Annotated in this window: 22 protein-coding genes; 12 read left to right on the top strand and 10 right to left on the bottom strand. The window is 72.8% G+C overall.

Annotated elements, in window-relative coordinates; genetic code table 11:
* Positions 1-3: 3 nt before the first annotated feature.
* The 5 genes from ACIP67_RS27610 to rhaI form a co-directional block, all read right to left on the bottom strand.
* Entirely contained in the window at positions 4-1,482 is a 1,479-nt protein-coding gene (locus ACIP67_RS27610) for a LutB/LldF family L-lactate oxidation iron-sulfur protein (RefSeq protein WP_401695544.1), read from the bottom strand.
* Positions 1,479-2,234 (bottom strand): (Fe-S)-binding protein, encoded by a 756-nt coding sequence (locus ACIP67_RS27605; RefSeq protein ID WP_401695543.1) that lies wholly within the window; start codon positions 2,232-2,234, stop codon positions 1,479-1,481. Before ACIP67_RS27605 ends, ACIP67_RS27610 begins: the two co-directional genes overlap by 4 nt.
* 132 nt (positions 2,235-2,366) lie before the next feature.
* On the bottom strand, positions 2,367-3,818 hold the full coding sequence (locus tag ACIP67_RS27600) for a rhamnulokinase family protein (protein WP_401695542.1): 1,452 nt from the start codon (positions 3,816-3,818) through the stop codon (positions 2,367-2,369).
* Positions 3,819-3,823: 5 nt separating this feature from the next.
* The gene (locus ACIP67_RS27595; protein ID WP_401695541.1) at positions 3,824-5,863 is read right to left on the bottom strand and encodes a bifunctional aldolase/short-chain dehydrogenase; all 2,040 of its coding nucleotides are present in this window, start codon (positions 5,861-5,863) and stop codon (positions 3,824-3,826) included.
* Between the two features lie 136 nt (positions 5,864-5,999).
* The gene (gene rhaI, locus ACIP67_RS27590) at positions 6,000-7,160 is read right to left on the bottom strand and encodes an L-rhamnose isomerase (protein WP_401695540.1); all 1,161 of its coding nucleotides are present in this window, start codon (positions 7,158-7,160) and stop codon (positions 6,000-6,002) included.
* A gap of 283 nt (positions 7,161-7,443) precedes the next feature.
* Here rhaI and ACIP67_RS27585 point away from each other — a divergent pair, with 283 nt between their 5' ends.
* The 10 genes from ACIP67_RS27585 to ACIP67_RS27540 all read left to right on the top strand — a co-directional run bounded on the left by ACIP67_RS27585 (position 7,444) and on the right by ACIP67_RS27540 (position 18,185).
* Positions 7,444-8,961, top strand: a complete 1,518-nt coding sequence (locus ACIP67_RS27585; protein WP_401695539.1) for a sugar ABC transporter ATP-binding protein — start codon at positions 7,444-7,446, stop codon at positions 8,959-8,961.
* Positions 8,958-9,998, top strand: a complete 1,041-nt coding sequence (locus ACIP67_RS27580) for an ABC transporter permease (protein ID WP_401695538.1) — start codon at positions 8,958-8,960, stop codon at positions 9,996-9,998. The genes ACIP67_RS27585 and ACIP67_RS27580 overlap by 4 nt, the downstream gene beginning before the upstream one ends.
* Positions 9,991-10,992 (top strand): ABC transporter permease, encoded by a 1,002-nt coding sequence (locus tag ACIP67_RS27575; RefSeq protein WP_401695537.1) that lies wholly within the window; start codon positions 9,991-9,993, stop codon positions 10,990-10,992. Before ACIP67_RS27580 ends, ACIP67_RS27575 begins: the two co-directional genes overlap by 8 nt.
* 32 nt (positions 10,993-11,024) lie before the next feature.
* Positions 11,025-12,107 (top strand): rhamnose ABC transporter substrate-binding protein, encoded by a 1,083-nt coding sequence (rhaS, locus tag ACIP67_RS27570; RefSeq protein ID WP_401695536.1) that lies wholly within the window; start codon positions 11,025-11,027, stop codon positions 12,105-12,107.
* A gap of 32 nt (positions 12,108-12,139) precedes the next feature.
* A complete protein-coding gene (locus ACIP67_RS27565; protein WP_385063815.1) occupies positions 12,140-12,460 on the top strand; it encodes an L-rhamnose mutarotase in 321 nt (106 codons plus the stop codon).
* A 92-nt stretch (positions 12,461-12,552) separates the two neighbouring features.
* Positions 12,553-13,977, top strand: coding sequence for a BNR repeat-containing protein (locus ACIP67_RS27560; RefSeq protein WP_401695535.1), 1,425 nt, complete (start codon positions 12,553-12,555; stop codon positions 13,975-13,977).
* Positions 13,978-14,059: 82 nt separating this feature from the next.
* Positions 14,060-15,079: a LacI family DNA-binding transcriptional regulator gene (locus ACIP67_RS27555; RefSeq protein WP_401695534.1), complete on the top strand. Its 1,020-nt coding sequence runs from the start codon at positions 14,060-14,062 to the stop codon at positions 15,077-15,079.
* Between the two features lie 102 nt (positions 15,080-15,181).
* Positions 15,182-16,483 (top strand): alpha/beta fold hydrolase, encoded by a 1,302-nt coding sequence (locus ACIP67_RS27550; protein ID WP_401695533.1) that lies wholly within the window; start codon positions 15,182-15,184, stop codon positions 16,481-16,483.
* Between the two features lie 54 nt (positions 16,484-16,537).
* Positions 16,538-17,281, top strand: coding sequence for a PIG-L deacetylase family protein (locus ACIP67_RS27545; protein ID WP_401695532.1), 744 nt, complete (start codon positions 16,538-16,540; stop codon positions 17,279-17,281).
* A gap of 73 nt (positions 17,282-17,354) precedes the next feature.
* Positions 17,355-18,185 carry a pentapeptide repeat-containing protein gene (locus ACIP67_RS27540; protein ID WP_401695531.1) on the top strand — a complete coding sequence of 277 codons (831 nt, stop codon included), beginning with the start codon at positions 17,355-17,357 and terminating at the stop codon, positions 18,183-18,185.
* Here the strand turns inward: ACIP67_RS27540 and ACIP67_RS27535 are convergent.
* The gene (locus ACIP67_RS27535; protein WP_401695530.1) at positions 18,147-19,700 is read right to left on the bottom strand and encodes a cytochrome P450; all 1,554 of its coding nucleotides are present in this window, start codon (positions 19,698-19,700) and stop codon (positions 18,147-18,149) included. The genes ACIP67_RS27540 and ACIP67_RS27535 overlap by 39 nt on opposite strands.
* A 106-nt stretch (positions 19,701-19,806) precedes the next feature.
* Here ACIP67_RS27535 and ACIP67_RS27530 point away from each other — a divergent pair, with 106 nt between their 5' ends.
* On the top strand, positions 19,807-20,427 hold the full coding sequence (locus ACIP67_RS27530) for a TetR/AcrR family transcriptional regulator (RefSeq protein WP_401695529.1): 621 nt from the start codon (positions 19,807-19,809) through the stop codon (positions 20,425-20,427).
* Between the two features lie 113 nt (positions 20,428-20,540).
* Positions 20,541-21,266 (top strand): DUF2470 domain-containing protein, encoded by a 726-nt coding sequence (locus tag ACIP67_RS27525; RefSeq protein ID WP_401695528.1) that lies wholly within the window; start codon positions 20,541-20,543, stop codon positions 21,264-21,266.
* Here ACIP67_RS27525 and ACIP67_RS27520 read toward each other — a convergent pair.
* From ACIP67_RS27520 to ACIP67_RS27505, 4 genes are all read right to left on the bottom strand, one after another.
* Positions 21,234-22,529 (bottom strand): lactonase family protein, encoded by a 1,296-nt coding sequence (locus ACIP67_RS27520; protein WP_401695527.1) that lies wholly within the window; start codon positions 22,527-22,529, stop codon positions 21,234-21,236. The genes ACIP67_RS27525 and ACIP67_RS27520 overlap by 33 nt on opposite strands.
* A gap of 117 nt (positions 22,530-22,646) precedes the next feature.
* Positions 22,647-23,135 carry a hypothetical protein gene (locus tag ACIP67_RS27515; protein WP_401695526.1) on the bottom strand — a complete coding sequence of 163 codons (489 nt, stop codon included), beginning with the start codon at positions 23,133-23,135 and terminating at the stop codon, positions 22,647-22,649.
* Between the two features lie 52 nt (positions 23,136-23,187).
* Positions 23,188-24,453: an aromatic acid exporter family protein gene (locus tag ACIP67_RS27510; protein WP_401695525.1), complete on the bottom strand. Its 1,266-nt coding sequence runs from the start codon at positions 24,451-24,453 to the stop codon at positions 23,188-23,190.
* A 216-nt stretch (positions 24,454-24,669) separates the two neighbouring features.
* A complete protein-coding gene (locus tag ACIP67_RS27505) occupies positions 24,670-25,182 on the bottom strand; it encodes an FBP domain-containing protein (RefSeq protein WP_401695524.1) in 513 nt (170 codons plus the stop codon).
* Positions 25,183-25,386 lie beyond the last annotated feature (204 nt).

The following is a 25,386-nucleotide window of genomic DNA, read 5'->3' as shown; positions in this document are numbered from 1 at the left end:
CGCTCACTTCGCCGCTCCCTTCCCGCCGTCCGTACGCTGCCACCAGTCGCGGAACGGCTCGGCGGGCACCGCCGGCAGGTCCCGCGTGCCGCTCCACGCCTTGCCGGGCCCCGGCAGCGTGCGAGGGTGCAGCCGGCGGGTGCGGGACGCCAGCCGCTGCCCGGTCCGCAGGACGCCGGGCCGGGCGAACGCCCAGCGCGCCGCCCGCATCGCCGCCCGCTCGGCGGCGTGCCCCTTGGCGGGCTTGAGCACCACCTTGTTGCCCTCCCGCGTCACCGGCCCGCCCTGGACGACCCGCTCCCGCAGGTGCACCAGCACCTCGGGGATGTCGATGGCCACCGGGCACACGTCGTAGCAGGCCCCGCACAGCGACGAGGCGTACGGCAGCGAGGCGTCGATGTCGCTGCCGGTGCCCCGCAGCTGGGGGGTGAGGATGGCGCCGATCGGGCCCGGGTAGACCGAGCCGTAGGCGTGGCCGCCGGCCCGCTCGTACACCGGGCACACGTTCAGGCAGGCCGAGCAGCGGATGCAGCGCAGGGCCTGGCGGCCCACCTCGTCGGCGAGGGTGTCGGTGCGGCCGTTGTCCAGCAGGACCAGGTGGAAGGTCTGCGGGCCGTCCCCGTCGGTCGTGCCGGTCCACATGGACGTGTACGGGTTCATGCGCTCGGCGGTGGAGGAGCGGGGGAGCGTCTGGAGGAAGACCTCCAGGTCCTGCCAGGTGGGCACGATCTTCTCGATGCCGACGACCGAGATCAGCGTCTCGGGCAGGGTCAGGCACATCCGGCCGTTGCCCTCGGACTCCACCACGACGAGCGTGCCGGTCTCGGCGACCATGAAGTTCGCGCCGGACACGCCGACCTTGGCGCGCAGGAACTTCTCGCGCAGGTGCAGCCGGGCCGCCTCGGCGAGCTCGGCGGGCGTGTCGGTGAGGCCCTCGGGGGCGGGCCGGCCCCACTCGCTCATCTCGCTGCGGAAGATGTCCCGGATCTCGCCGCGGTTGCGGTGGATCGCCGGGACGAGGATGTGCGAGGGGCGGTCCTTGCCCAGCTGCACGATCAGCTCGGCGAGGTCGGTCTCGTAGGCGCTGATGCCCTCGGCCTCCAGCGCCTCGTTCAGGCCGATCTCCTGCGTGGCCATGGACTTGACCTTGACGACCTCCGTCTCGCCCGTCGCCTTGACGAGGTCGGCGACGATCCGGTTGGCCTCGTCGGCGTCCGCCGCCCAGTGGACGGTGCCGCCCGCTGCGGTGACCGACTCCTCCAGCTGGACCAGGTAGCGGTCGAGGTGACGGAGCGTGTGGTCCTTGATCCGTTTGCCCGCCTCGCGCAGCTCGGCCCAGTCCGACACCTCCGTCACGGCGGCCGCCCGTTTGGCGCGGATCGTGTGGGTGGCGTGGCGCAGGTTGCCGCGCAGAGTCTCGTCGCGGACCGCCTCGTGGGCGGCCTTGGGAAAGGCCGGCATGCCGACGAACGTCCCACTCATACGGCCGGCTCCTCCTTGGTGCTCGCCAGGATCTCCGCGATGTGCACCGGGCGGATGCCCGCGCGGAGCCGGGTCATGGTCCCGCCGATGTGCATCAGGCAGGAGTTGTCGGCGGCGCACAGCACCTCGGCGCCCGTCGACTGCGCGTTGCGCACCTTGTCCGCGCCCATCGCCGCGGAGACGTCGGAGTTCTTCACGGCGAAGGTGCCGCCGAAACCGCAGCACTCCTCGGCGCCCGGCAGCTCCACCAGCTCCAGCCCCTCGACCGCCTGGAGCAGCCGCCGGGGCCGTTCCCCGAGTCCGAGTCCGCGCAGCCCGTGGCAGGTCGGGTGGTAGGTCACCTTGTGCGGGTAGTAGGCGCCCACGTCCGTCACCCCCAGCACGTCCACCAGGAACTCCGTCAGCTCGTACGTCTTCGGCACCACCGGCGCCAGGGTCGTCGCGAGGCCGTCGCCGCGCCCCTCCGCCCGGGCCCGTTCGCCCATCCTGGGGTACAGCTCCCGCACCATCGCCCCGCACGAGCCGGACGGCGTCACGATCGCGTCGTACTCCCCGAAGACCTCGGAGAAGTGCCGGGCCAGCGGCTCCGCCTGGTGCCGGTAGCCGGTGTTGTAGTGGGCCTGCCCGCAGCAGGTCTGGCCCATGGGGAAGTCGACCTCCACGCCCAGTCGGGTCAGCAGCTTCACCACGGCACGGCCGGTGTCCGGATAGAGCGTGTCGTTGACACAGGTCAGGAACAGTGCGACACGCATCGCGGCTCCTAGGGGTTGATCATCGGATGAGTGCCGGGGGCACCCCCACCCGCGTCAGCGTAGTGGGGGAGGTGCTCCGGCACAGGAATGCGGGGGCGGCCCCGGCTCACCGCGGTGAGCCGGGGCCGGCGGTCACCGGGCGGCGAGCCGGGCCTCGGCCTCGCGCCAGTGACCGGGGTCGCCCTGCGGCTCGTAGCGCGTCAGGGGCTGGGTACGGGTCAGCAGTCGCCGCCCGTCCGCGAGGTCGCCGACGATGCCGTGCGCCCTGGCCTGGACGAGGACGTTGCCGAGGGCGGCGGCCTCCGTCGGGCCGGCCACCACGGGCAGCCCGCAGGCGTCCGCGGTGAGCTGGCACAGCAGCGCGTTGCGGGTGCCGCCGCCGACGACGTGGACGACGTCGACGGGGTGCCCGGCCAGCCGCTGGGCGTCCTCGATCGCCCGGCGGTGGGCCAGGGCGAGGGAGTCGAGGATGCAGCGGGTGATCTCGCCCGGCGTCTCGGGCACGGGCTGGCCCGAGGCGCGGCACGCCTCGGCGATGCGCTCAGGCATCCGGCCCGGCGCGAGGAACGCGGCGTCGCCGGCGTCCACCACCGACCGCAGCGCCGGTACCGCGGCGGCGTCCCGCAGCAGCCCGCCCAGGTCCGGGTCGCCCCAGGCCCGTACGCACTCCTGGAGCAGCCACAGGCCCATGATGTTGCGCAGGTAACGGACCGTGCCGTCCAGGCCCAGCTCGTTGGTGAAGTTGGCGGCGCGGCTCTCCTCGGTGAGCACCGGCGCCTCCAGCTCCAGGCCGGCCAACGACCAGGTGCCGGTGCAGATGTAGGCGAACCGCTCGCCCGTCGCCGGCACGGCGGCCACCGCGGAGGCGGTGTCGTGCGAGCCGACCGCCGTCACCGGCACGGGACCGGTGAGTCCCGTCTCCTCCAGCACCTCCGCCCGCAGCACACCCGCCGGATCGCCCGGCTGCCGCAGCGGGGCGAACAGGCTCAGGTCGATGCCCAGCCGGGCCGCCACGTCGTAGGACCAGTCCCGGGTCCGCGGGTCGACGAGCTGGGTGGTGGAAGCGTTGGTCAGCTCCGTGCCCTGCTCGCCGGTCAGCCAGTACGCCAGCAGGTCGGGGACGAGCAGCAGGCGCCGGGCGTGGGCGAACTGGGCCGAGGACGCGGCCGCCGTCAGCTGGTACAGCGTGTTGAACGGCGCGTACTGAAGGCCCGTCGCCGCGTACAGCTCGGCGGCGGGCACGGTGGCCCACACCTTCTCCGCGACGCCCTCGGTGCGGGCGTCGCGGTAGTGCACCGGGTTGCCGAGCAGTGCCCCGTCGGCGTCCAGCAGGCCGTAGTCCACGGCCCAGCTGTCGATGCCGACGGAGTCGAGCCGGCCGCCGGACGCGGCTGAGGCCGCCCGCAGCCCGTCCAGCACACCCGCGTACAGCCCGAGCACGTCCCAGCGCAGCCCCTCCGCGACCCGTACGGGCCGGTTGGGGAAGCGGTGCGCCTCGGTCAGCTCCAGCGAGTCCGGGGTGACGCGGCCGACCATCACGCGCCCGCTGGAGGCGCCGAGGTCGACCGCCGCGTACGTGTGCACGGCCGTCACCGGAGGAACGCGGCCGCGACGCCGGCGTCGACCGGGATGTGCAGGCCGGTGGTGTGGGTGAGGTCACCGCCGGTGAGCGCGAACACCGCGTTGGCCACGTGGTCCGGCAGCACCTCCCGCTTGAGGATGGTGCGCTGCGCGTAGAACTCGCCCAGCTTCTCCTCCTCGATGCCGTACGTCGCGGCGCGCTGGGCGCCCCAGCCGGCGGAGAAGATGCCCGAACCGCGGACGACGCCGTCGGGGTTGATGCCGTTGACGCGGATGCCGTGCTCACCGAGCTCGGCGGCCAGCAGCCGCACCTGGTGGGCCTGGTCGGCCTTGGTGGCGGAGTAGGCGATGTTGTTGGGACCGGCGAAGACGGCGTTCTTCGAGGCGATGTAGACGATGTCGCCGCCCAGCTGCTGCGCGATCATCACCCGGGCCGCCTCGCGGGAGACCAGGAAGGAGCCGCGGGCCATGATGTCGTGCTGGAGGTCCCAGTCCTTCGTCGACGTCTCCAGCAGCGGCTTGGAGATGGAGATGCCGGCGTTGTTGACGACCAGGTCTACCCCGCCGAAGGCGAGCACCGCGGCGTCGAAGGCGGCGGCGATCTGCTCCTCGGAGGTCACGTCGACGCCCACCGCGACGGCCTTGTCCGGCCCGCCCAGCTCCTCGGCGACGGCGGCGGCGTTGTCCGTGTTGAGATCGGCGATCACCACGCAGGCGCCCTCGGCGACCAGCCGGTGCGCGATCGCCTTGCCGATCCCGCTGCCGGCGCCGGTCACCAGCGCCACCCGGGTGGCCAGCGCCTTCGGCTTCGGCATCCGCTGGAGCTTGGCCTCCTCCAGCGCCCAGTACTCGATCCGGAACTTCTCCGACTCCTCGATCGGCGCGTACGTGGACACCGCCTCGGCGCCCCGCATCACGTTGATCGCGTTGACGTAGAACTCGCCGGCCACGCGAGCGGTCTGCTTGTCCTTGCCGAAGGAGAACATGCCCACGCCCGGGATCAGGACGATCGCGGGGTCGGCGCCGCGCATGGCGGGGGAGTCGGGCTCGGCGTTGCGCTCGTAGTAGGCCGCGTACTCCTCGCGGTACTCGGCGTGCAGCTCCTTGAGGCGGGCGATCGCCTCGTCCAGCGGAGCGGTGGGCGGCAGGTCCAGGACCAGCGGCCGCACCTTGGTGCGCAGGAAGTGGTCGGGGCAGGAGGTGCCCAGCGCGGCGAGCCGGGGGTGCTCGGCGCGGGCCACGAAGTCGAGGACGGCCTCGGTGTCGTTGAAGTGCCCCACCTGCGGGCGGTCCTGCGAGGCCACGGCCCGGACGTACGGGGCGAGCGCGGCCGCCCGCTTGCGCCGCTCGGCCTCGGGCAGCGCGGCGTAGCCGTCGAGGACGGGGCCGAAGGGCTCGGCCTTGCCCTTCTCCGCCAGGAACGCCTCGGCGGTGCGGATGATGTGCAGCGAGTTGCGCTCGCACTCCTCGGCGGTCGCGCCCCAGGCGGTGATGCCGTGCCCGCCCAGGACCACGCCGATGGCCTGCGGGTTGGCCTCCTTGATGGCGGCGATGTCCAGACCCAGCTGGAAGCCGGGCCGCCGCCACGGCACCCAGGCGACCGTGTCGCCGAAGCACTCGGCGGTCAGCTTCTCCCCGTCGGCGGCACACGCGAGCGCGATGCCCGAGTCGGGGTGCAGGTGGTCGACGTGGGCGGCGTCGACGAGGCCGTGCATGGCGGTGTCGATGGACGGGGCCGCCCCGCCCTTGCCGTGCAGGCAGTAGTCGAACGCGGCGACCATCTCGTCCTCGCGCTCGACGCCCGGGTAGACGTCGACGAGCGCCCGCAGCCGGTCGAGGCGGAGCACGGCCAGCCCGGCCTCGGTCAGCGTGCCCAGGTCGCCGCCGGAGCCCTTCACCCACATCAGCTCGACATCGCCGCCGGTGACGGGGTCGGTGTCGGTGCCCTTGGCGGAGGTGTTGCCGCCGGCGTAGTTGGTGTTGCGGGGGTCGGCGCCGAGCCGGCGGGAACGGGCGAGAAGCGCGGCGGCTTCGGGATGGGTGGTCATGCGGATTCCTCAGTTCTGATACGCGGGGGAGTGGAGAAGGGGGCGCGGGGCCGAGCCGGCGTGCGGCTCCGCCGCGTGGGGGCGCGACCGGCCGGGTGCGGCCCGCGGCCCGCGACGGGGGGATTCGGGCAGAGGCTTACGCACCCCACCCCGCCTGCTCGCCGCCCACCCGCTCGGCGACGATCTTCTCCGCCCACCCGGACGCCTTGTACGCCTTCAGGGGCTCGGGGTCCAGCCCCATCTCCTCGCGCACCTCGCGCAGCAGCGGCCGCACGTCCGTGTTGTAGGCGTCCATCAGCACGGCGTTCGCCTCCAGCACGTCGCCCGAGGCCTGGGCGGCGGACAGCGCCGACCGGTCGACCAGCAGGGCCTTGGCCGTGGCCTCCTGCACGTTCATCACGGACCGGATGATCGCGGGGATCTTGCTCTCGATGTTGTGGCACTGGTCGAGCATGAACGCGACGTCGGCAGTGAACCCGCCGCCCCGCACCACCTCGTACATGATCCGGAACAGCTGGAACGGGTCGGCCGCGCCGACCATCAGGTCGTCGTCGGCGTAGAACCGCGAGTTGAAGTCGAACCCGCCGAGCTTGCCGTCCCGCAGCAGGGTGGCGACGATGAACTCGATGTTGGTGCCCGGCGCGTGGTGGCCGGTGTCCACGACGACCTGGGCCTGGGGCCCGAGCTTGAGGCAGTGCGCGTACGCCGTGCCCCAGTCCGGGACGTCCGTGGTGTAGAAGGCGGGCTCGAAGAACTTGTACTCCAGCAGCATCCGCTGGCCCTCGCCGAGCCGCTCGTACACCTCGGCCAGGCCCTCGGCGAGCCGGTCCTGCCGGCCCCGGATGTCGTCCTGGCCGGGGTAGTTGGTCCCGTCGGCGAACCACAGCTTCAGGTCGGTGGAGCCGGTGGCGTCCATGATGTCGACGCACTCCAGCAGGTGGTCGACGGCCTTGCGCCGCACCGCCGCGTCCGGGGCGCAGATGCTGCCCAGCTTGTAGTCGTCGTCCTGGAAGGTGTTGGAGTTGATCGCGCCCAGCCGGACCCCGCGGTCCTCGGCGTGCTTGGCGAGCGCGGAGTAGTCCTCCACCTTGTCCCACGGGATGTGCAGGGACACGGTCGGCGCGACGCCGGTGAACGCGTGGACCTGCGCGGCGTCGTCCAGCTTCTCCTGCGGGGTGCGCGGAACGCCCTGCTGGGCGAAGACCTTGAAGCGGGTCCCCGAGTTCCCGTACGCCCACGACGGCGTCTCGACGGCCTGGGTCTTCAGCGCGGCTTTCACCGCGGCGAGGTCGGTCACGTAGGGCTCCCTGCCACATCGGTCCGGAAAGACTTCCGGAGAAGGCTCCGGCTGCTCCGGATGAAACGATTCAAGAGGGGAAGCTATGAGCCCGCGAAGGGTGTGTCAAGCCCTGCGTCCAGGCCCGCTCACCGTGACCGCCGCGTGACCTTCGGCTATCGAAAACTTTTCGGACCGGACCCATTGACGTGACATGCCTCTCATGCCTAACGTCCCGGCAATCCAGTTGAAACCTTTCACGACGTTGTGACGGACCTGTCAGCGGCGTCGTCGAGGAGCCTCCATGACAGACCCGTCCGACACGGGACCCACCCCGGTGCTGGCGCTCAAGGACGTCGCCAAGTCCTTCGGCGCCGTCCGCGCCCTGCGGGGCGTCTCCCTGGAGCTGTTTCCCGGTGAGGTCCACGCCCTCGCCGGGGAGAACGGCGCGGGCAAGTCGACCCTCATCAAGACGCTCGCCGGAGTGCACCGACCGGACACCGGTCAGGTGCTGCTCGACGGCAGCCCCGTAGTCTTCCACGGCCCCGGCGACGCCCGCGACGCCGGCATCGCCGTGATCTACCAGGAGCCGACGCTCTTCCCCGACCTTTCGATCGCGGAGAACATCTACATGGGCCGCCAGCCACGGCGCGCCCTCGGCCGCATCGACCACAAGGCGACCCACGCGGCGACCGCCGCCCTGATGGCCCGCCTGGGCGTCGACCTCGACCCCGACCGCCCGGCGCGCGGCCTGTCCATCGCCGACCAGCAGATCGTGGAGATCGCCAAGGCGCTCTCCTTCGACGCCCGCGTCCTGATCATGGACGAGCCGACCGCGGCCCTCACCGGCAGCGAGGTCGCCCGGCTCTTCAACGTCGTCCGCACCCTGCGCGAGCAGGGCGCCGCCGTGCTGTTCATCTCCCACCGGCTGGAGGAGATCTTCGAGATCTGCCAGCGGGTGACCACCCTGCGCGACGGCGCCTGGATCGCCAGCGAGCCGCTCGCCGGGATGACCGAGGACGACCTGGTCCGCCGCATGGTCGGCCGCGACCTCGAGGAGCTCTACCCCAAGCAGGACGTCGAGCCCGGCGAAGTCGCCCTGAGCGTACGCCGGCTGACCCGTGAGGGCGTCTTCACCGACGTCTCCTTCGAGGTGCGGCGCGGCGAGATCGTCGGCCTCGCCGGTCTCGTCGGCGCCGGCCGCACCGAGGTGGCCCGAGCCGTCTTCGGCATCGACCGCTGGGACGCCGGAGAGGTCGAGGTCGACGGGCGCGGGCTGGTCAACGGCGCGCCCTCCACCGCGATGTCCGCCGGTCTCGCGCTGGTCCCGGAGGACCGGCGCGCCCAGGGCCTGGTGATGGACATGTCCATCGAGCGCAACATCGGCCTCACGGGCCTGCGCACCACGGTCAAGGCAGGCCTGGTGGACCGCGGCGCCGAGCGCAGCCGCTCCCTCGACTGGGCGGTCAAGCTCCAGGTCAAGTACGCCCGGATCGCCGACACCGTCTCGACCCTGTCCGGTGGCAACCAGCAGAAGGTCGTCCTCGCCAAGTGGCTGGCCACCGGCCCCAAGGTGCTCATCGTCGACGAGCCCACCCGCGGCATCGACGTCGGCACCAAGGCCGAGGTGCACCGCCTGCTGTCGCAACTGGCCGCCGACGGGGTGGCCGTCCTGATGATCTCCTCCGACCTGCCCGAGATCCTCGGCATGGCCGACCGCGTGCTCGTGATGCACGAGGGCCGGCTCACCGCCGAGATCCCCCGCTCCGACGCCACCGAGGAAACCGTGATGGCCGCAGCCACGGGGAGGGCCGCCGCATGACGGTGACCACTCCCGACCGAGCCCCCGCCGCCGAGATCTCCAAGTCCAGCGGCACCCGGCTGGTCGACCGCGTCTTCAAGATGCGCGAACTGGCCATCCTGGTGGTCTTCCTGGTGATGATCGCCGTCACCCAGGCCGGCAACAGCGAGTTCCTGTCCGAGCAGGGCATCAAGGACCTGCTGCTGAACGCGACCATCCTGGTCCTGGTGGCCACCGGCCAGTCGCTGGTGGTGATCACGAGGAACGTCGACCTGTCCGTCGGCTCCACCCTCGGCATCACCGCCTTCGCCGCCGGCACCTACCTCCAGGGCGGCGGCAACCCCGTCGTCGCCGTGGTCCTCGCCGTCCTGCTCGGCATCGGCTGCGGCCTGCTCAACGGCCTCCTGGTCAGCCTCGGCCAGGTGCCCGCCCTGGTGGTGACCCTGGGCACGCTGTACATCATCCGGGGCATCGACTCCATCTGGGTCGGCTCGCGCCAGATCACCGCGGCCGATCTGCCCGGCTCCTTCGTCGACTTCGGCGCCGGCGGCATCTCCGCCGTGCCGTACCTGGCGCTGATCGCGCTGGTCGTCCTGGTCGGCACCGCCTACTACCTCAAGCACTTCGGCAGCGGCCGCGAGCTCTACGCCCTCGGCTCCAACCCGGAGGCCGCCCGTCTCGCCGGCATCCCCGTCCGCAAGCGGATCCTCGTCGCCTACACGTTCTGCGGCGCCCTCGCGGGCCTCGCGGGCGCCATGTACCTGGCCCGCTTCGGCAACGTCGACTCCGGCACCGGCAACGGCTACGAACTCACCGTCGTCAGCGCCGTCGTCGTCGGCGGCGTGGTCTTCACCGGCGGCTCCGGCAGCGTCTACGGTGCCGCGCTCGGCGCGCTGCTGCTCACCTCCATCAACAGCGTGCTGCCGGCCCTCGGCGTCAGCTCCGTCTGGGTGCTCGCCATCAACGGCATCCTGCTCCTCCTCGCCATCGCCGTGGACCGAGTGGTCGCGCTGCGGGTGGCGTCGGCTCTGAAGAAGAGGAACGCCCGCCATGCCTGAGTCCGGATCCCTGGTGAACCGCGCCATCCGCTGGGACACGGTCGTCGGCGCCCTCCTGATCGTCCTGCTGCTGTTCTCGTTCTCCTTCGTGGACGGCTTCGGCAACGCGCTCAACCTGTCGTTCCTGATCGGCAACACCCTGCCCATCGCGCTGATCGCCCTGCCGATGACGCTGCTGGTGGTCTCCGGCGAGATCGACCTCTCGGTCGCCTCCACCGCCGGCCTGTCCGGCGCGGTGATGGGCGCCCTGTGGAACCAGGGCCTGACCATCGAGGCGATCATCCCGATCTGCCTCGTCCTCGGCGTGGTCTGCGGGCTGGTCAACGGCCTGCTCGTCACCCGGCTCGGCCTTCCCTCCCTCGCCGTCACCATCGGCACCATGGCCGCCTACCGGGGCATCGCGCAGATCGTGCTCGGCTCGGACTCGGTGACCGACTTCCCCACCCAGTACCTGGACTTCGCGGCCGGACGCATCGGCGACACCTTCGTCCCCCAGGCCCTCCTGCCGTTCCTGGTACTGCTCGCGATCGCCGTCGTGGCCCTGCACGCCACGCCGTTCGGGCGGGCGCTGTTCGCGATCGGCGCCAGCGAGGAGGCCGCCCGGTTCGCCGGCATCCGCGTCAAGCGCCAGAAGCTCCTGCTGTTCGTCCTGACGGGCCTGATGGCGTCCCTCACCGGGATCTTCTGGGCCCTGCACTACGCCAGCGCCCGTTACGACAACGCCACCGGCCTCGAACTCTCCGTCATCGCCGCGGTGCTGCTCGGCGGCATCGACTTCGACGGCGGCAAGGGCACGCTCGGCGGCGCCCTCGCGGGAGTCTTCCTGCTCGGCGCGCTCCAGAACGTGATGAGCCTCCAGGACGTCTCCGCCCAGTCGCAGATCGTCGTCACCGGCGTCCTGCTCGTCGTCTCCGTGCTCGGCCCCCGGGTCGCACGCCAGATCTCCGTCGCGAGAGCGGGCCGCAGGGCCGCAGCCTCGACCCCGACGGCCTGAAACCCCGCTCTCACCCTCGTAAAGGACCCGTCATGCGCAAGTCGTCACTCCGTCGTGCCTGTGCGGCCCTCGCCGCCGTCACCTCCCTCGCCCTGGCCGCCACCGCCTGCGGCGGCACCACCAAGGAGGACGTGAAGAACGAGAGCTCGGGCGCGGCCGCCGCCGGCGGCAAGGCCGACCCGAACGCGGCCACCAAGAAGGGCCTGACCGTCGGCTTCCTGCCCAAGCAGGTGAACAACCCGTACTTCACCACGGCCGACAAGGGCGGCGAGGCGGCCCTGAAGGAGCTGGGCTCCACCTACAAGGAGGTCGGCACCAGCAGCGGCACCGACACCTCCGGCCAGGTGTCCTACGTCAACACGCTCACCCAGCAGCAGGTCGACGCGATGGCCGTGTCCGCGCAGGACCCGGGGGCCCTGTGCACCGCGCTCAAGCAGGCCATGAGCAACGACATCAAGGTCGTCACCTACGACTCGGACACCAACGCCGACTGCCGCAACGCCTTCGTCTCGCAGGCCAGCGGTGAGGACCTGGGCCGCACGGAGGTGCAGCTGCTCGCCGAGCAGATCGGCTACAAGGGCGAGATCGCGATCCTGTCCGCCGCGCAGACCGCGACCAACCAGAACGCCTGGATCGAGTTCATGAAGGACGAACTCAAGGACGCCAAGTACAAGGACATCAAGCTCGTCAAGGTCGCCTACGGCGACGACGACGCCCAGAAGTCCTTCCAGCAGACCCAGGGCCTGCTCCAGGAGTACCCGAACCTGAAGGGGATCATCTCCCCGACCACCGTCGGCATCAAGGCGGCCGCCCAGTACCTGTCGGGCTCCAAGTACAAGGGCAAGGTCAAGCTGACCGGCCTCGGCACCCCGAACGACATGCGCAAGTACGTCAAGAACGGCACGGTCGAGGCGTTCGAGCTGTGGGACCCGGCGAAGCTCGGCGAGCTGGCCGCGCAGACGGCCGTGGCGCTCGTCTCGGGCCAGATCACCGGCAAGGAGGGCGAGACCTTCACGGCCGGCGGCACCGAGTACACCATCGGCAAGGACGGCGTGATCAGCCTCGGCAAGCCCACCGTCTTCAACGCCGAGAACATCGACAAGTTCAACTTCTAGTCCCGCGAAGTCCTGAAACCGGAGGGTTGTCGATGCAGCGCGTGTGCTTCCTGCTGAAGGTCCGTGCGGACCGTCTCGACGAGTACCGCGAGCGGCACGCCGCGGTGTGGCCCGAGATGCTCGAAGCGCTCTCGGCGACCGGCTGGCAGAACTACTCGCTCTTCCTGCGCGAGGACGGTCTGCTGGTCGGTTACCTGGAGACCGAGGACTTCGCGGCCGCCCAGGCAGGCATGGAAGCCACCGACGTCAACGCCCGCTGGCAGGCGGAGATGGCGCCGTTCTTCGAATCGCTGGACGGCGCCAGACCCGACGAGGCCATGAAACCGCTCACCGAGGTCTTCCACCTGGCCTGATCCCCTGATCCCCTGATCCCCTGATCTCTTGACGCCCTGACCCCATCCGCCCCCGTCCCGCCCTCCCCCCACCGACGACGGAGTCGCCCGAGATGAAACGACGCACGTTGCTGGGCGCGGCCCTCACCGGTGCCGTGGCCGCCCCGGCCCTCGCCTCCGGTACCGCCCGCGCCGCCGTCCCCGGTCCGTCCGTCACCCGGACCGGCACCACCACGCTCGACAGCCAGGCCGTCTTCTTCGTCTCCTACGACGGCCTGGTCAACAACAACTCCTTCCAGAAGAACGGCCTGCTCACCTACAAGGGCCACCAGTACGCCGTCTGGTACACGGCCGACCGCAACGCCGTCGTCGGCCGGCGGGCGCTCGGCGCGACCACCTGGTCCACCGTGCAGGTCGGTCACACGCTCCGCTACGACGACTCCCACAACGTCATCTCCATGGGCGTCTCCGAGATCGACGGACGTCTCCACCTGAACATGGACTCGCACAGCGACGGTTTCACCTACGTCAAGTCGGTGGCCGGTCTGATGGACGACCCCACGGGCCTGAGCTGGACCGCGAGCCGCTTCGGCGCACCGCAGTCCACCCTCGACGGCACGGCGCTCACCTCCCAGTTCACCTACCCGCAGTTCGTCTCCACCCCCGAGGGCCGGCTCCAGCTGAGCTACCGTGTCGCCGTCTCCGGCAACGGCCGCAACGCCCTCGCCGAGTACGGCGGCACGGGGTGGACCGCCCTCGGCGAGTGGTCCGCGTCCACCGGCACCTACACCAGCGAGCACGGCTCCAGCACGGCCCGCAACATGTACCTGCACGGCATCGACTACGACCGCAACGGCCGGCTGCACGCCTTCTTCACCTGGCGGGAGCAGAACGGCGCCGTGATGTGCAGCAGCGGCGGCCTCACCAACCACGACACCGGCTACGTCTACTCCGACGACCGCGGCCGCACCTGGCGCAACGACGCCGGGACGGTCGTCGGCACCACCGGAAGCACGGACACGGTCGCCGTCACCGACGCCGGCCTCGTCGTCGACCCGCTGAACCCCGACCACTCCCTGATGAACCAGGAGAGCCAGTCCACCGACTCCGCCGGCCTCCCGCACGCGATCATCAGCTACGTCCCCGGCCGCTTCGGCCAGTGCACGACGGACTACGTCGCCGACCGCACGGCCAACGGCCGCGCCTTCCACGTCCGCAAGAATGCCTCCGGCACCTGGCAGAAGACCGAGATCCCGGTCCCGCTCAACTCCAGCCAGCGCACCAAGCTGGTCCTGGACACCTACGACAACGCCTACGCGATCCTCCCGTTCGGCCGGATCGCCGGCGCGTCGAAGGCCTCCGGTCACACCGACTGGACACTGCTGTTCGACGGCGGCGGCCTCAACGCCTTCGGCGAGGTCGTCGTCGACGAGACCCGCGTCGCGCAGGACGGCGTCCTGTCCGTGATGTACCAGGAGAAGTCGAGCGGGACGACCCCCTCGGCGCTCCACGTCGTCGACTTCAGGCTGCCCGCCTGACCGGTCCGGAGCGCGGCGGGATGACGGGTAATGTGAAGGCCCCCCGCCCGCCGCTCCTCGTTCCCCTGGAGGTTCCTGCCTGATGGCCCAGTCGGTGGGTATCAAGGACGTCGCCCGTGCCGCCGGAGTCTCCGTCGGTACGGTGTCCAACGTCATCAACCGCCCGGACACCGTCGCCACGGAGACCCGGGCCCGGGTCCTGTCCGCGATCGACCGGCTCGGCTACGTCCGCAGCGAGTCCGCGCGCCAGTTGCGCGCGGGCCGCAGCCGGATCATGGGGCTCCTCGTCCTCGACATGGGCAACCCCTTCTTCGTGGACGTCGCCCGCGGCGCCGAGCGGGCGGCCCGCCAGGCCGGGCTCGGCGTGATGGTCTGCAACAGCGGCGAGAGCGTCGGCGAGGAGGCCGAGTACCTGTCCCTCTTCGCCGAACAGCGGGTGCGGGGCGTCCTGCTCACCCCGGCGGACGCCACGGGTCGCAACATCGACTCCCTGCGCCGGCACGGCATACCGTTCGTGCTGGTCGACCGGGTCGCCGAGGGCGCCGCCGAGTGCTCGGTCTCCGTCGACGACGTGGCCGGCGGCGCCCTCGCCGTACGCCATCTGATCGACGCGGGCCACCGCTCGATCGCCTACGTCAGCGGCCCGCCCGGCTTCAACCAGGTCCGCGACCGCCGCACCGGCGCCCTCACCGCGCTCGCCGAGGCGGGCCTCAGCCCGGAGCACCTGCGCGAACTGCCCACCGAGCGGCTCGACGTCGGCGCCGGCCGGGACGCGGGCGCCCGCCTGCTCGGCCTCGCGGACCGCCCGACCGCCGTGTTCTGCGCCAACGACCTGCTCGCCCTCGGCGTCCTCCAGGCGATGTACGCGGCCGGTGTCACCGTCCCCGACGACCTCGCGATCGTCGGCTACGACGACATCGAGTTCGCGGCCGCCGCGGCGGTCCCGCTCACCTCGGTCCGTCAGCCCGCCGTCACCATGGGCGCGCTCGCCGCCGAGATGCTGCTGGAGGAGACGGAGCCGGGCGGAGGCCGGCACGAACACCGCCGGGTGGTGCTCCAGCCGGAGCTGGTGGTGCGCCGCTCCAGCCTCTCGGCCCGCTGAACCGCCGTTCAGCAGCGGTTCCCGATCCCCGGCCTTCGCCGCCGCCCCCGCATGTGCTGAACTGGGACGACACCCGTACACCGATCGTCCCGGGAGCCCCTGTTGTCCGTCAGCTACCGCCAGCCCGGCGTCGTCCTCACCGACCGCCGCTTCACCGTGCCCCTCGACCACGCCGACCCGGCCGGGGAGACGATCGAGCTGTACGCCCGGGAGGTCGTCGCGAGCGACAAGGCGGGCCAGGACCTGCCGTGGCTGCTCTACCTCCAGGGCGGCCCCGGCTTCGGCGCCAACCGGTTCGTCGGCAGGCCCGCCTGGCTCGGCCGCGCCCTGAAGGAGTACCGCGTCCTCCTCCTCGACCAGCGCGGCACCGGACACTCCACGCCCGCCAACCGCCAGACGCTCCCGCTGCGCGGCGGCCCCGCCGAGCGGGCCGGCTACCTCACCCGCTTCCGTGCCGACTCCATCGTCCGCGACTGCGAGCTGGTCCGCCGCGAGGTCACCGGCGGCGCCCCCTGGACGGTCCTCGGACAGAGCTTCGGCGGCTTCTGCACCGTCAGCTACCTCTCCCTCGCCCCCGAGGGCCTCGCCGCGGCGGTCATCACCGGCGGACTGCCCTCCCTGGACGCCCACGCCGACGACGTCTACCGCGCCGCCTACCCGCGCATGGAGCGCAAGACCGCCGCGCACTACGCCCGCTACCCCCAGGACGTCGAGCGGGTCCGCCGGATCGCCGACCACCTCCTGACGCACGAGGTGACCCTGCCCGGCGGCTACCGCCTCACCGTCGAGGCCTTCCAGAGCCTCGGCATCCTCCTCGGCGGCAGCGAGGGCAGCCACCGTCTGCACTTCCTCCTGGAGGACGCCTTCGTCCCCACCCCGCACGGCCCCGCCCTGTCGGACGCCTTCCAGGAGGAGATCCAGGCCCTCCTCTCCTACGCGGGCCACCCCCTCTACGCCCTCGTGCACGAGGCGATCTACGGCCAGGACGCCCGCCCCACCGCCTGGTCGGCCGAACGGGTGCGCGCGGAGTTCCCCCAGTTCGACGCCGCGAAGGCGCTCGCCGGCGACGGGCCGCTGCCGCTGACCGGTGAGACGATCCACCCCTGGCTGTTCGACTGCGACCCGGCGCTGCGCCCGCTGCGCGAGACCGCCGAACTCCTCGCCGCCCGCACCGACTGGACGCCGCTGTACGACTCCGCCCGCCTCGCCGCCAACGAGGTCCCGGTCGCGGCGGCGGTCTACCACGACGACCTGTACGTCGACACCGCCCACTCCCTGCGCACCGCCCGGGCGATCCGGGGCCTGCGCACCTGGGTCACCGACGAGTTCGAGCACGACGGCGTCCGGGCCGGCGGGCCCCGCGTCCTCGACCGGCTGCTGGCCCTCACCCGCGACGAGGTCTGACACCGCCCGGGACGTGCGGGTGTACGGTCCGCCGGCCCTGGTTAGTGTGCGGACATGACCGAGCCGACACCCCCTCGGCTCCAGCCCCTGCCCGAGGACTGGAGCCGCGCCCTCGCCGTGGTGGCGCACCCGGACGACCTGGAGTACGGCTGCTCGGCGGCGATCGCCGCCTGGACCGACGCCGGCCGCGAGGTCGCCTATGTGCTGGCGACCCGCGGCGAGGCCGGCATCGACACACTGCCGCCCGCCGAGTGCGGACCGCTGCGGGAGCGGGAGCAGCGGGCGAGCGCGGCCGCCGTCGGCGTCTCCACGGTGGAGTTCCTCGACCACCGGGACGGCGTGGTCGCGTACGGGCCGGCCCTGCGCCGGGACATCGCCGCCGCCGTCCGCAGACACCGCCCCGAACTGGTGATCACCCTCAACCACCGCGACACCTGGGACGGCGTCGCCTGGAACACCCCCGACCACGTGGCCGTCGGCCGCGCCACCCTCGACGCGGCCGCGGACGCCGGCAACCGGTGGATCTTCCCCGAGCTGGCCGACGAGGGCCTCGCACCGTGGGCCGGCGTCCGCTGGGTCGCCGTCGCCGGATCGGCCACCCCCACCCACGCCGTGGACGCCACGGCCGGCCTGGAGCGCGCCGTGGCCTCCCTGCTCGCACACCGCACCTACCTCGAGGCGCTGACCGACCAGGACCCGGAGACCTACGCGCGCGGCTTCCTGACCGAGGCCGCGCACTCCGTGGGGGAGCGCTTCGGCGGCAGGCCTGCCGTGGCGTTCGAGCTGTTCACCCGCTGAGCGCAGGCACCGCCCGGACGGCGGCTCGCCCCGCGGCCGCGCCGGCGGGCCGCGGCTCAGTAGGGTGTGCGGAATGCGAGAACCAACGGGGGACCTCCGCGACCTGCGCGGAGACTGCGGGAACTGCTTCGGGCTGTGCTGCGTGGCACTGCCGTTCGCCCGCTCGGCGGACTTCGCCATCGACAAGGACGCGGGCACGCCGTGCCCCCACCTCGGGCAGGACCACCGCTGCGGCATCCACGCCCGGCTGCGCCAGGAGGGCTTCACCGGCTGCACGGTCTACGACTGCTTCGGCGCGGGGCAGAAGGTCTCGCAGGTCACCTTCGGCGGCCGGGACCGGCGCACCGCCGACCGGGAGCAGGCCCGCCTCATGGCCGAGGTCTTCCCGGTGGTCCGCCACCTCCACGAACTGCTGTACTACCTCACCGAGGCACTCGCCCTGCCCGCCGCCCGCCCCCTCCACGCCCGGCTGCGCCGCGCGCTCGACGACACCGAACGGCTCACCCGGCGCACCGCCGGGGACCTCGTCGCCCTGGACGTGCCGGCCCACCGCCAGCACGTCAACGCCCTGCTGCTGAGGACCAGCGAACTGGCCCGCGCCGGCCTACCCGGCCGGAAGAAGGAACGCCGCAACGCCGACCTCATGGGCGCCCGCCTGAAGGGCGCCGACCTGCGCGGGGCGAACCTGCGGGGGGCCTGGCTGACCGCCGCCGACCTCACCGGCGCCGATCTGCGCGGCGCGGACCTCATCGGCGCCGACCTGCGCGGCACCGACCTCACGGACGCCGACCTCACCGGCGCGATCTTCCTGACCCAGCCGCAGCTCACCGCGGCCCGGGGGAGTGCCGGGACCCGGCTGCCGCGGTCACTCACCCGCCCCGCGCACTGGACGGCGGGGCCCTGACCCCTCCTCCGCCCCGGCCGGAGCCGCGGGAGCCGTGCGACGCTCCGGGCGCAGCCGCAGACCGTCCGGCATCAGGGTGAGCCGCTCGGTCACCCGCAGCCGGTAGTCAGGGTCGGGGCGCAGATCGTAGCGGCGCAGCAGCAGGCCGAGCACGAGCGTGGCCTCGTGCAGCGCGAACTGGCGCCCGATGCACGCCCGCGCCCCCGTACCGAACGGCTTGTAGGTGTGCGGGGGACGGGCGCGGACCGCCCCCGCCTCGAAGCGGTCCGGGTCGAACCGCTCGGCGTCGTCGCCCCACACCTCGGGATCGCGGTGCAGCATCGGCGTCAGCACCAGTGCCCACGCCCCGCGGCGCATCGGATGCTCCCCGGCCAGCACGGTGTCCTCACGGGCCTCCCGTGCGAACGCGGGCGCCGTCGGCCACAGCCGCAGCGACTCGTCCAGCACCCGGCGGACGTACCGCAGACGGGCGACCTGGTCGTATCCGGGCGCCGCCGCGTCCCCCCACACCCGGTCCACCTCGGCGCGGGCGCGGGCGGCGACGTCCGGGTGCCGGGCGAGGTGGTGGAGGGCGAACGAGAGCGCGCCCGAGGTGGTCTCGTGGCCCGCGACCAGGAACGTGATGACCTGGCGCCGCACGTTCTCGGCCGACAGCCGTTCCCCGGTGTCGGGGTGGGCGGTCTCCAGCATCCGGTCGAGCAGGTCGCCCTCACCGCGCCCGCCCGCGCGGCGGGCCCGCACCAGGTCGTCCACGGTCCGGTCGAGGCAGGCCCGGTCGGCCTCGTTGCGCCGCGCCGCGCGCCACAACAGCCTGGGCGAGGGAACGGTGTTCAGCCGCTGCGCGTAGCCGAGCGTGCCCACCATGGCGGTCACGAAGGGATGCGGCCGGGAGCGCTCGAAGGAGCCGAAGTCGTGCCCGAATCCGGTGCGGGCGATGGTCTCCAGGGTCAGCTTGGTCATGTCGCCGGGCACGTCCACCGCCCGCCCCGCGAGCGCCGCGCCGTCCCAGTGCGCGGTCAGCCGCTCCGCCACGTCCAGCATCATCGGGTGGTAGGCGCCCATCGCCTCCCGGCTGAACCCGGGAGCGAGCACGTCGTGCGCCAACTGCCAGTTGGGTTCGTGGTTGTACGCCGTGAACAGGGCGTCGCCGACCACCGGCCGCAGGTTGGCCACGCCCAGTCCCACGTGCTTGGCGAACCGCGTCTCGTCCGCCAGGTCGGCCGCGTGCCGCGCGCCCCACACGAAGACGACCTCCCGCCCGAGGGCGCGGCGCCGGAAGACCGGACCCAGTCGCCGGGCGTGCCGCAGGGAGTCCTGGAGGGGCGTCCGCGGGTTCGCGCCCAGCACGTCACCGAGGAGCGGGACCCGGTACGGCGGGTGCGGGATGCGGTGCAGTTCCGGCCACCCGGCCTCGGCGCCGCGGAACCCCCTGGGCAGTGCGTCCCCGGCCGTCCTGCCGCCCCCCTCCCTCCCGGCCGTCGCCCCGGTCCCGGTGCCGGCCGTCGTCTCCGCCATGACGCGATCTCCCTTGATCCAGCGGCAGTTGAGCGTGTTGTACGTCAGTTCAATAGCGCGGCCAGTCTCGTCCGGTTGTTGAACCGGCGTCAAGTAAGGTGCGGGCATGGCCGCGAACCAGGGGGAGCGCGCACGGCGCCGTCTCAGCACCGCAGAGCGCCGGGAACAGCTCCTCTCGGTCGGGGCGCGCCTGTTCTCGGACAGTCCGTACGACGAGGTGTGGATCGAGCAGGTCGCCGAGATCGCCGGGGTCTCCCGGGGGCTGCTGTACCACTACTTCCCGACCAAGCGGGACTTCTTCGCCGCGGTCGTCGAGCGGGAGAGCGAGCGGATGCTGCGCATGACGGCGGCGGTCCCCGGCGTCCCCGTCCGCGAGCAGCTCACCGCCGGGCTGGACGCCTACCTCGAGTACGTCCACGCCCATGCCCACGGCTACCGGGCCTTCCACCGGGCCGACGCGGCCGGCGACCAGGCGGTGCGCCGGGTGTACCGGCGCGCCCTCGCGGCCCAGGAGCGCCAGATCCTCACGGCCCTGGCCGCCGACCCCGAGTTCGGCCCACTGCTCGGGGAGCGGGCCGACGTCCGGCTGGCGGTGCGCGGCTGGCTGGCGTTCATCACGGCGGTGTGCCTGGAGTGGCTCCGGGGGACGGACGCGGCGCTGTCGCGGGAGCAGGTGCGGGAGCTGTGCGCGCGGGCGCTGCTGGGGGTCGTGTCGCCGGCCGGATGACGCCCGGCGTGGTGTGCCGACGACGTGACGAAGGGGACGGGTGCGGCCCGCACGGTTGGCGTTCTCGCGGATCTTCGATAGGTTAGGCAAGGCTTACCTAAGGAGGTTCTGGGATGGATGACAGCCACAGCTGGTTCGCCGCGCCCGCCGCGGCCGAGCGAGCCCGGTCGGTGCTCGCCGCCTCGTGGTCGTGCGCGGTGACCGCGGACGGCGGCCGCGAGGAGTTCGTCGGCGCGCACACCGTCGGCGAGGACGGGCGGGTCCACCTGGACGTGCCCGAGGACAGCGCCCTGGTCACGGCGGCGATCTGCGCCCCGCGCGGCGAGCCGTCCGCGGTACTGGAGTTCGCGGACGTCGCGCCCGTCCCGGTCCGCAGCCGCATCCGCGCCCGGCTCTGGCTCGCGGGCTGGTTCGCCCCGGAGGACGGCGCTCTCGCCTTCCACGCAACCCGGGTCGTCCTGAAACAACCCTCCGGGGCGGTCGTCGTCGACCTCGACGAGTTCGCCGCCGCCGCGCCCGACCCGCTGGCCACCGCCGAGGCGCACCTGCTCACGCACCTCGCGGACGCCCACCCCGACGCCGTGGAGCGGCTCACCCGGCTCGTCCGGCACGACAGCCTGCACGGTGCCGTCCGCGTCCAGCCGCTCGCCGTCGACCGGCACGGCCTCACGCTGCGCATCGAACGGGCCCGCGCCCACGGCGACGTACGCCTGCCCTTCCACGCCCCCGCCGACGACGTCGGCCAGCTCACCGAGCGCATGCACGTGCTGCTCTCCCAGGCGAGCTCGGCCTCCTGCACGCGCGCCCTACAGCGGCAGCGCACAGACGGCGACGGGTGAGGCGAACGGCTCGCCCGCGCGCCGGAGCTCCCCGGTGGCGGCGTCCACCCGGAAGACGCTGACCGTGCCGGAGCGCTGGTTCGCGGCGAACAGCAGGCTCCCGTCCGGCGAGAGGGCGATCTGCCGGGGGAAGTCCCCGCCCACCGGCACCGTGCCGAGCAGCCGCAGCCGGGCCCCGGCCGCCTCCACGGCGTACCGCGCCAGCGTGTCGTCGCCCCGGTTGGCGAGGTAGGCGTACGCGCCGTCCGGCGTCACGGCGAACTGCGCCGGGTAGTTGGTGCCCGTGGTCGACCCGGTGGACTGCGGCCCGCCGATCGTCAGCCGGCCGGTGGACGGCTCGTAGGCGCAGACCGCGACCGTGTCGTCCGTCTCGTTGGCCAGGTAGGCGTACCGGCCCCCGGGGTGGAAGGCGAGGTGGCGCGGGCCGGCGCCCGGCCGGGTGTGCGCCTGCGCGACCTCGCCGAGCGTGCCGGACCCGTCGTCGAGACGGTAGGTGTGGACCGTGTCGGTGCCGAGGTCGACGGCGAGGACGTGACCGCCGTCCGGCGCGGTGAGGATCTGGTGCGCGTGCGGTCCGTCCTGGCCGGGGCCCGGTTCCGGACGGTCGTGGACGACCCGGTCGGTGCGCGCGCCGAGCGCCCCCGTGGTGTCGATCGGGTGCACGGTGACGCTGCCCGAGCCGTAGTCCGCGCTCAGCAGCCAGCGCCCGCCCGGATGCACGGACAGATGGCAGGGATGCGCCCCGCCCGTCGACCGGGTGCCCAGCACCGTGCGGTCCGACAGGCGTACGGCGGTCACGGCGCCGCGCTCGCGCTCCTGGACCGCGTACAGCGTCCGGCCGTCCGGGTGCACCGCGAGGTACGACGGGTCCCGGACGCCCGTGACCGTGCCCCGGCCGGTGATCCGGCCCGACGCGGGGTCGTACGCGGCGACCCCGACGCCCCGGCCGCCGCCCTCGACGGACGTGTAGGTGCCGAGGTACAGCGGGCGGAGGCCGACAGACCGCCGCGAGGCCCCGGAGTCCGTGGCTGCGGACTCCGGGGCACGGGGCGAGGGGGACGACCCGGGCGGTGCGGCGCCCGGAGTCTCCCCCTCGCCCCGTGGGGCGCCGGAGGCGTCGCGCGCGCAGCCGGTCAGCGAGGCCAGGGCGGTCAGGGCGGTCAGGGCGGCCGGGCCCGCGGTGGCCGCTCCGAACGCCCCGAGCGCTGCGAAGAAACGGCGCCTGCCCAGGCCGCCGCGCGCCGCTCCCGTCCCACTGCCCATGCTCCGCACCTTGAGGTCGTCGTGGGCCACGGTTGTCCCCTCCGGTGACGACCACCCTGGCGTGCCGGGAGCGCCGAGCGCAAAATCCCGGGCACGGCCCGCGGCCCGGGATGCCGCTCACCGCCTCGTGGGCAGGGCGGCCTCTCCCGGTCCCCGGTTGCGGCGGGCTCTCACCGCCCCGTAGCCGGGGCGGCTTCCCACCGTCTCGCGGTTGCGGCGGGCTCTCACCGCCCCGTAGCCGGGGCGGCTTCCCACCGTCTCGCGGTTGCGGCGGGCTGTCACCGCCCCGTAGCCGGGGCGGCTTCCCACCGTCTCGCGGTTGCGGCGGGCTGTCACCGCCTCGCAGCTGGGGCGGCTTCCCACCGTCTCGCGGTTGCGGCGGGCTCTCACCGCCTCGCAGCTGGGGCGGCTTCCCACCGTCTCGCGGTTGCGGCGGGCTGTCACCGCCTCGTAGCCGGGGCGGCTTCCCACCGTCTCGCGGTTGCGGCGGGCTGTCACCGCCTCGTAGCCGGGGCGGCTTCCCACCGTCTCGCGGTCGCGGCGGGCTGTCACCGCCTCGTAGCCGGGGCGGCTTCCCACCGTCTCGCGGTCGCGGCGGGCTGTCACCGCCTCGCAGCCGGGGCGGCCCCTCGCCGCCCCGCGTCCGAAGGCCGTGTCGTCAGCCGGAGCGCTGGGTCGCTTTCGACCGCTTCCGCCGCAGCCGGTCGGGAACGCGCAGGTAGGAGTGGATCCGCTCGCGCAGCCGGGCCAGCCACGGCAGGCGGCCGCGCTGCTCGCGGGTCGCGCTGTCCAGTTCCTCCAGGAGACGGCGGGTGCGGTGCTCGGTGTCGAGCTCGTCGATCATGCGGTTGACCTCGGTGAGCACCGCGCCGTGCAGCTGCCACTGACGGGCGTCGTGCTGGAGCCCCTCCAGCAGCAGCTGGGCCAGTTTGTCCCGGGTGGCGGCGGCCTGCCGCAGCTCGGCGGAGAGCCGCTCCTCGGCGGCGTCCGCGTCGTGGCTGACGTGGGTGGTGACCAGGACCGCGAAGCTGACCACGGCGTCGGCGATCTCCGACAGCAGCCGCTCCAGGGTGTTGCCCGTCTCCTCCGGGAACAGCGGCTTGGGCTCGCGTTCCTTGGCGAGGTCGGTGAGGGTGCGGGCGAGCACCCGCAGCACCACGGTGCAGATCTCCAGCGTGTCGAGACCGGTGCGCAGCACCACCCGGTGCAGCACGCCCTCGCGCACCCGGGGATTGAGCCGCAGACTGTCCTCGGCCTGCCGCAGGGCCGCGTCCACCTGGACGATGTCGTGGTCCAGGCGGCGCGCCTCGTGCAGCCGGGCGGCCGCCTCCACGAACGGCGTGTGCCCGGAGGCCTGGTCGCCGATCCGCAGCATCATCTGCCGCACCCGGCGGGCCAGCCCCTCGATGGACTCGCCGGCCTCCTCCACCCACACCGGGGGCGGCAGCAGCAGGTTGATGCCGAGTCCGACCACGGCCCCGATCACCGTCTCCAGCACGCGCGCCCAGGCCGTGTCCCCGACCGTGGTGACGCCCAGCACCAGCATGGCGCTGATCGCCACCTCCTGCACGTACTCGTCGACGCGCACCAGGTGACCGACGGCCAGTGCGGCCACGATCACCAGCGCGAGACTCCACCACGTCAGGCCCACCAGCAGGCTGAACGCGATGGCGACGAGCACCCCCGCGACCACCGCGTTGACCCGCCGCACACTGTTGGTGAGCGTCGCGTACAGGGTGACCTGGACGACGAGCAGCGCGGTCAGCGGCGCGGTGAGCGGAGCGGCCTCGGGACTCAGACGCAGCGCGATGACGTAGGCGATCGTCGCCGCCGCGGCGGATCGCAGCGCCTGCACGACCACGGGTTCCCGGTGCCGCTTGACCAGCCGCACGAGCGGTGCGGCACGTTCTCGTACGTCTGCCATTCTTTGGCCAGTTCCCGTTCCTCAGGTGCCTCGAACGTCTCATTCGTCGCCCGGTGAGGGCTCATCGGCGGGAAGCGGCACGCCCGTGTGAGCGTTTTCCGGCCACCCTCGCCAGGTTGCCGTACCACTGCGGGGAGCACCAGCCGCACCGGGCGGGGACCGTAGGGCGGGCCTGGCGGGCCTGGCGGGCCTGGCGGGTCAGGCGGGTCGGGTGGGTCAGGCGGGTCGGGTGGGTCGGGCGTCGAGCTTGTCGAGGAAGGCGGACAGGTTGCCGGTGGTCCGGGCGATCTGCTCCGCAAGGGTGAGGCTCTCCTCGAAGCGGCCTCCCGCGTCCGGCTTCTTCCTGCCCCGGACGTACAGCGAACAGGCCAGGTCGGTGCACATGTACAGCCCCACCGAGTTGCCCTCGCGGCCCGCCGTGCCCGCCTTGCGCGCCGTCATCAGCGAGACGCCGCCGCCGGGGTGCGTGGTCAGGCACAACGAGCACATGCTGCGGTGCAGGAAGCCGCGCTGCGAGGACGGGGAGCGCAGGGTCACGCCCACGAGCCCGCCGCTCCGCTCGGTGACGAGATAACTGCGGTCGGGAGCGCCCGGATCTCGCCAGCCGAGGAAGTCCAGGTCGTCCCAGGGGCGCTCGTCGAGGTCGCGCGGCACGGCCAGCCGTTTGGCCTCGCCTTTCGAGCAGTTCACGAACGAGTCGCGGATGTCCTTCTCGGTGAGTGGCCTCATCGGGAACCCTCCTGGGGTGCGGTCCGGGCAAACCTAGGGATGCTAGGCAGGTGCCTACGGTAATCGTAGATCCACAGAGGGGCCAATGGTTTTCTCGGGTGTCGCAGAGGGCGTTCGACCCCTTGGCTCACAGCGTGAACTAAGGGGTGGGTGAATGTCGCGACGAGCCCTGCCGGCGGTAGGTTGCAGGTCGGGCAGGGTGTG

The organism is Streptomyces sp. NPDC088812 (genome assembly GCF_044750285.1).
In the GTDB taxonomy this organism is placed as follows: Bacteria; Actinomycetota; Actinomycetes; order Streptomycetales; family Streptomycetaceae; genus Streptomyces.
Note: the sequence above shows the minus strand (reverse complement) of the source record. Positions and strands in the feature narration are given on the sequence as shown.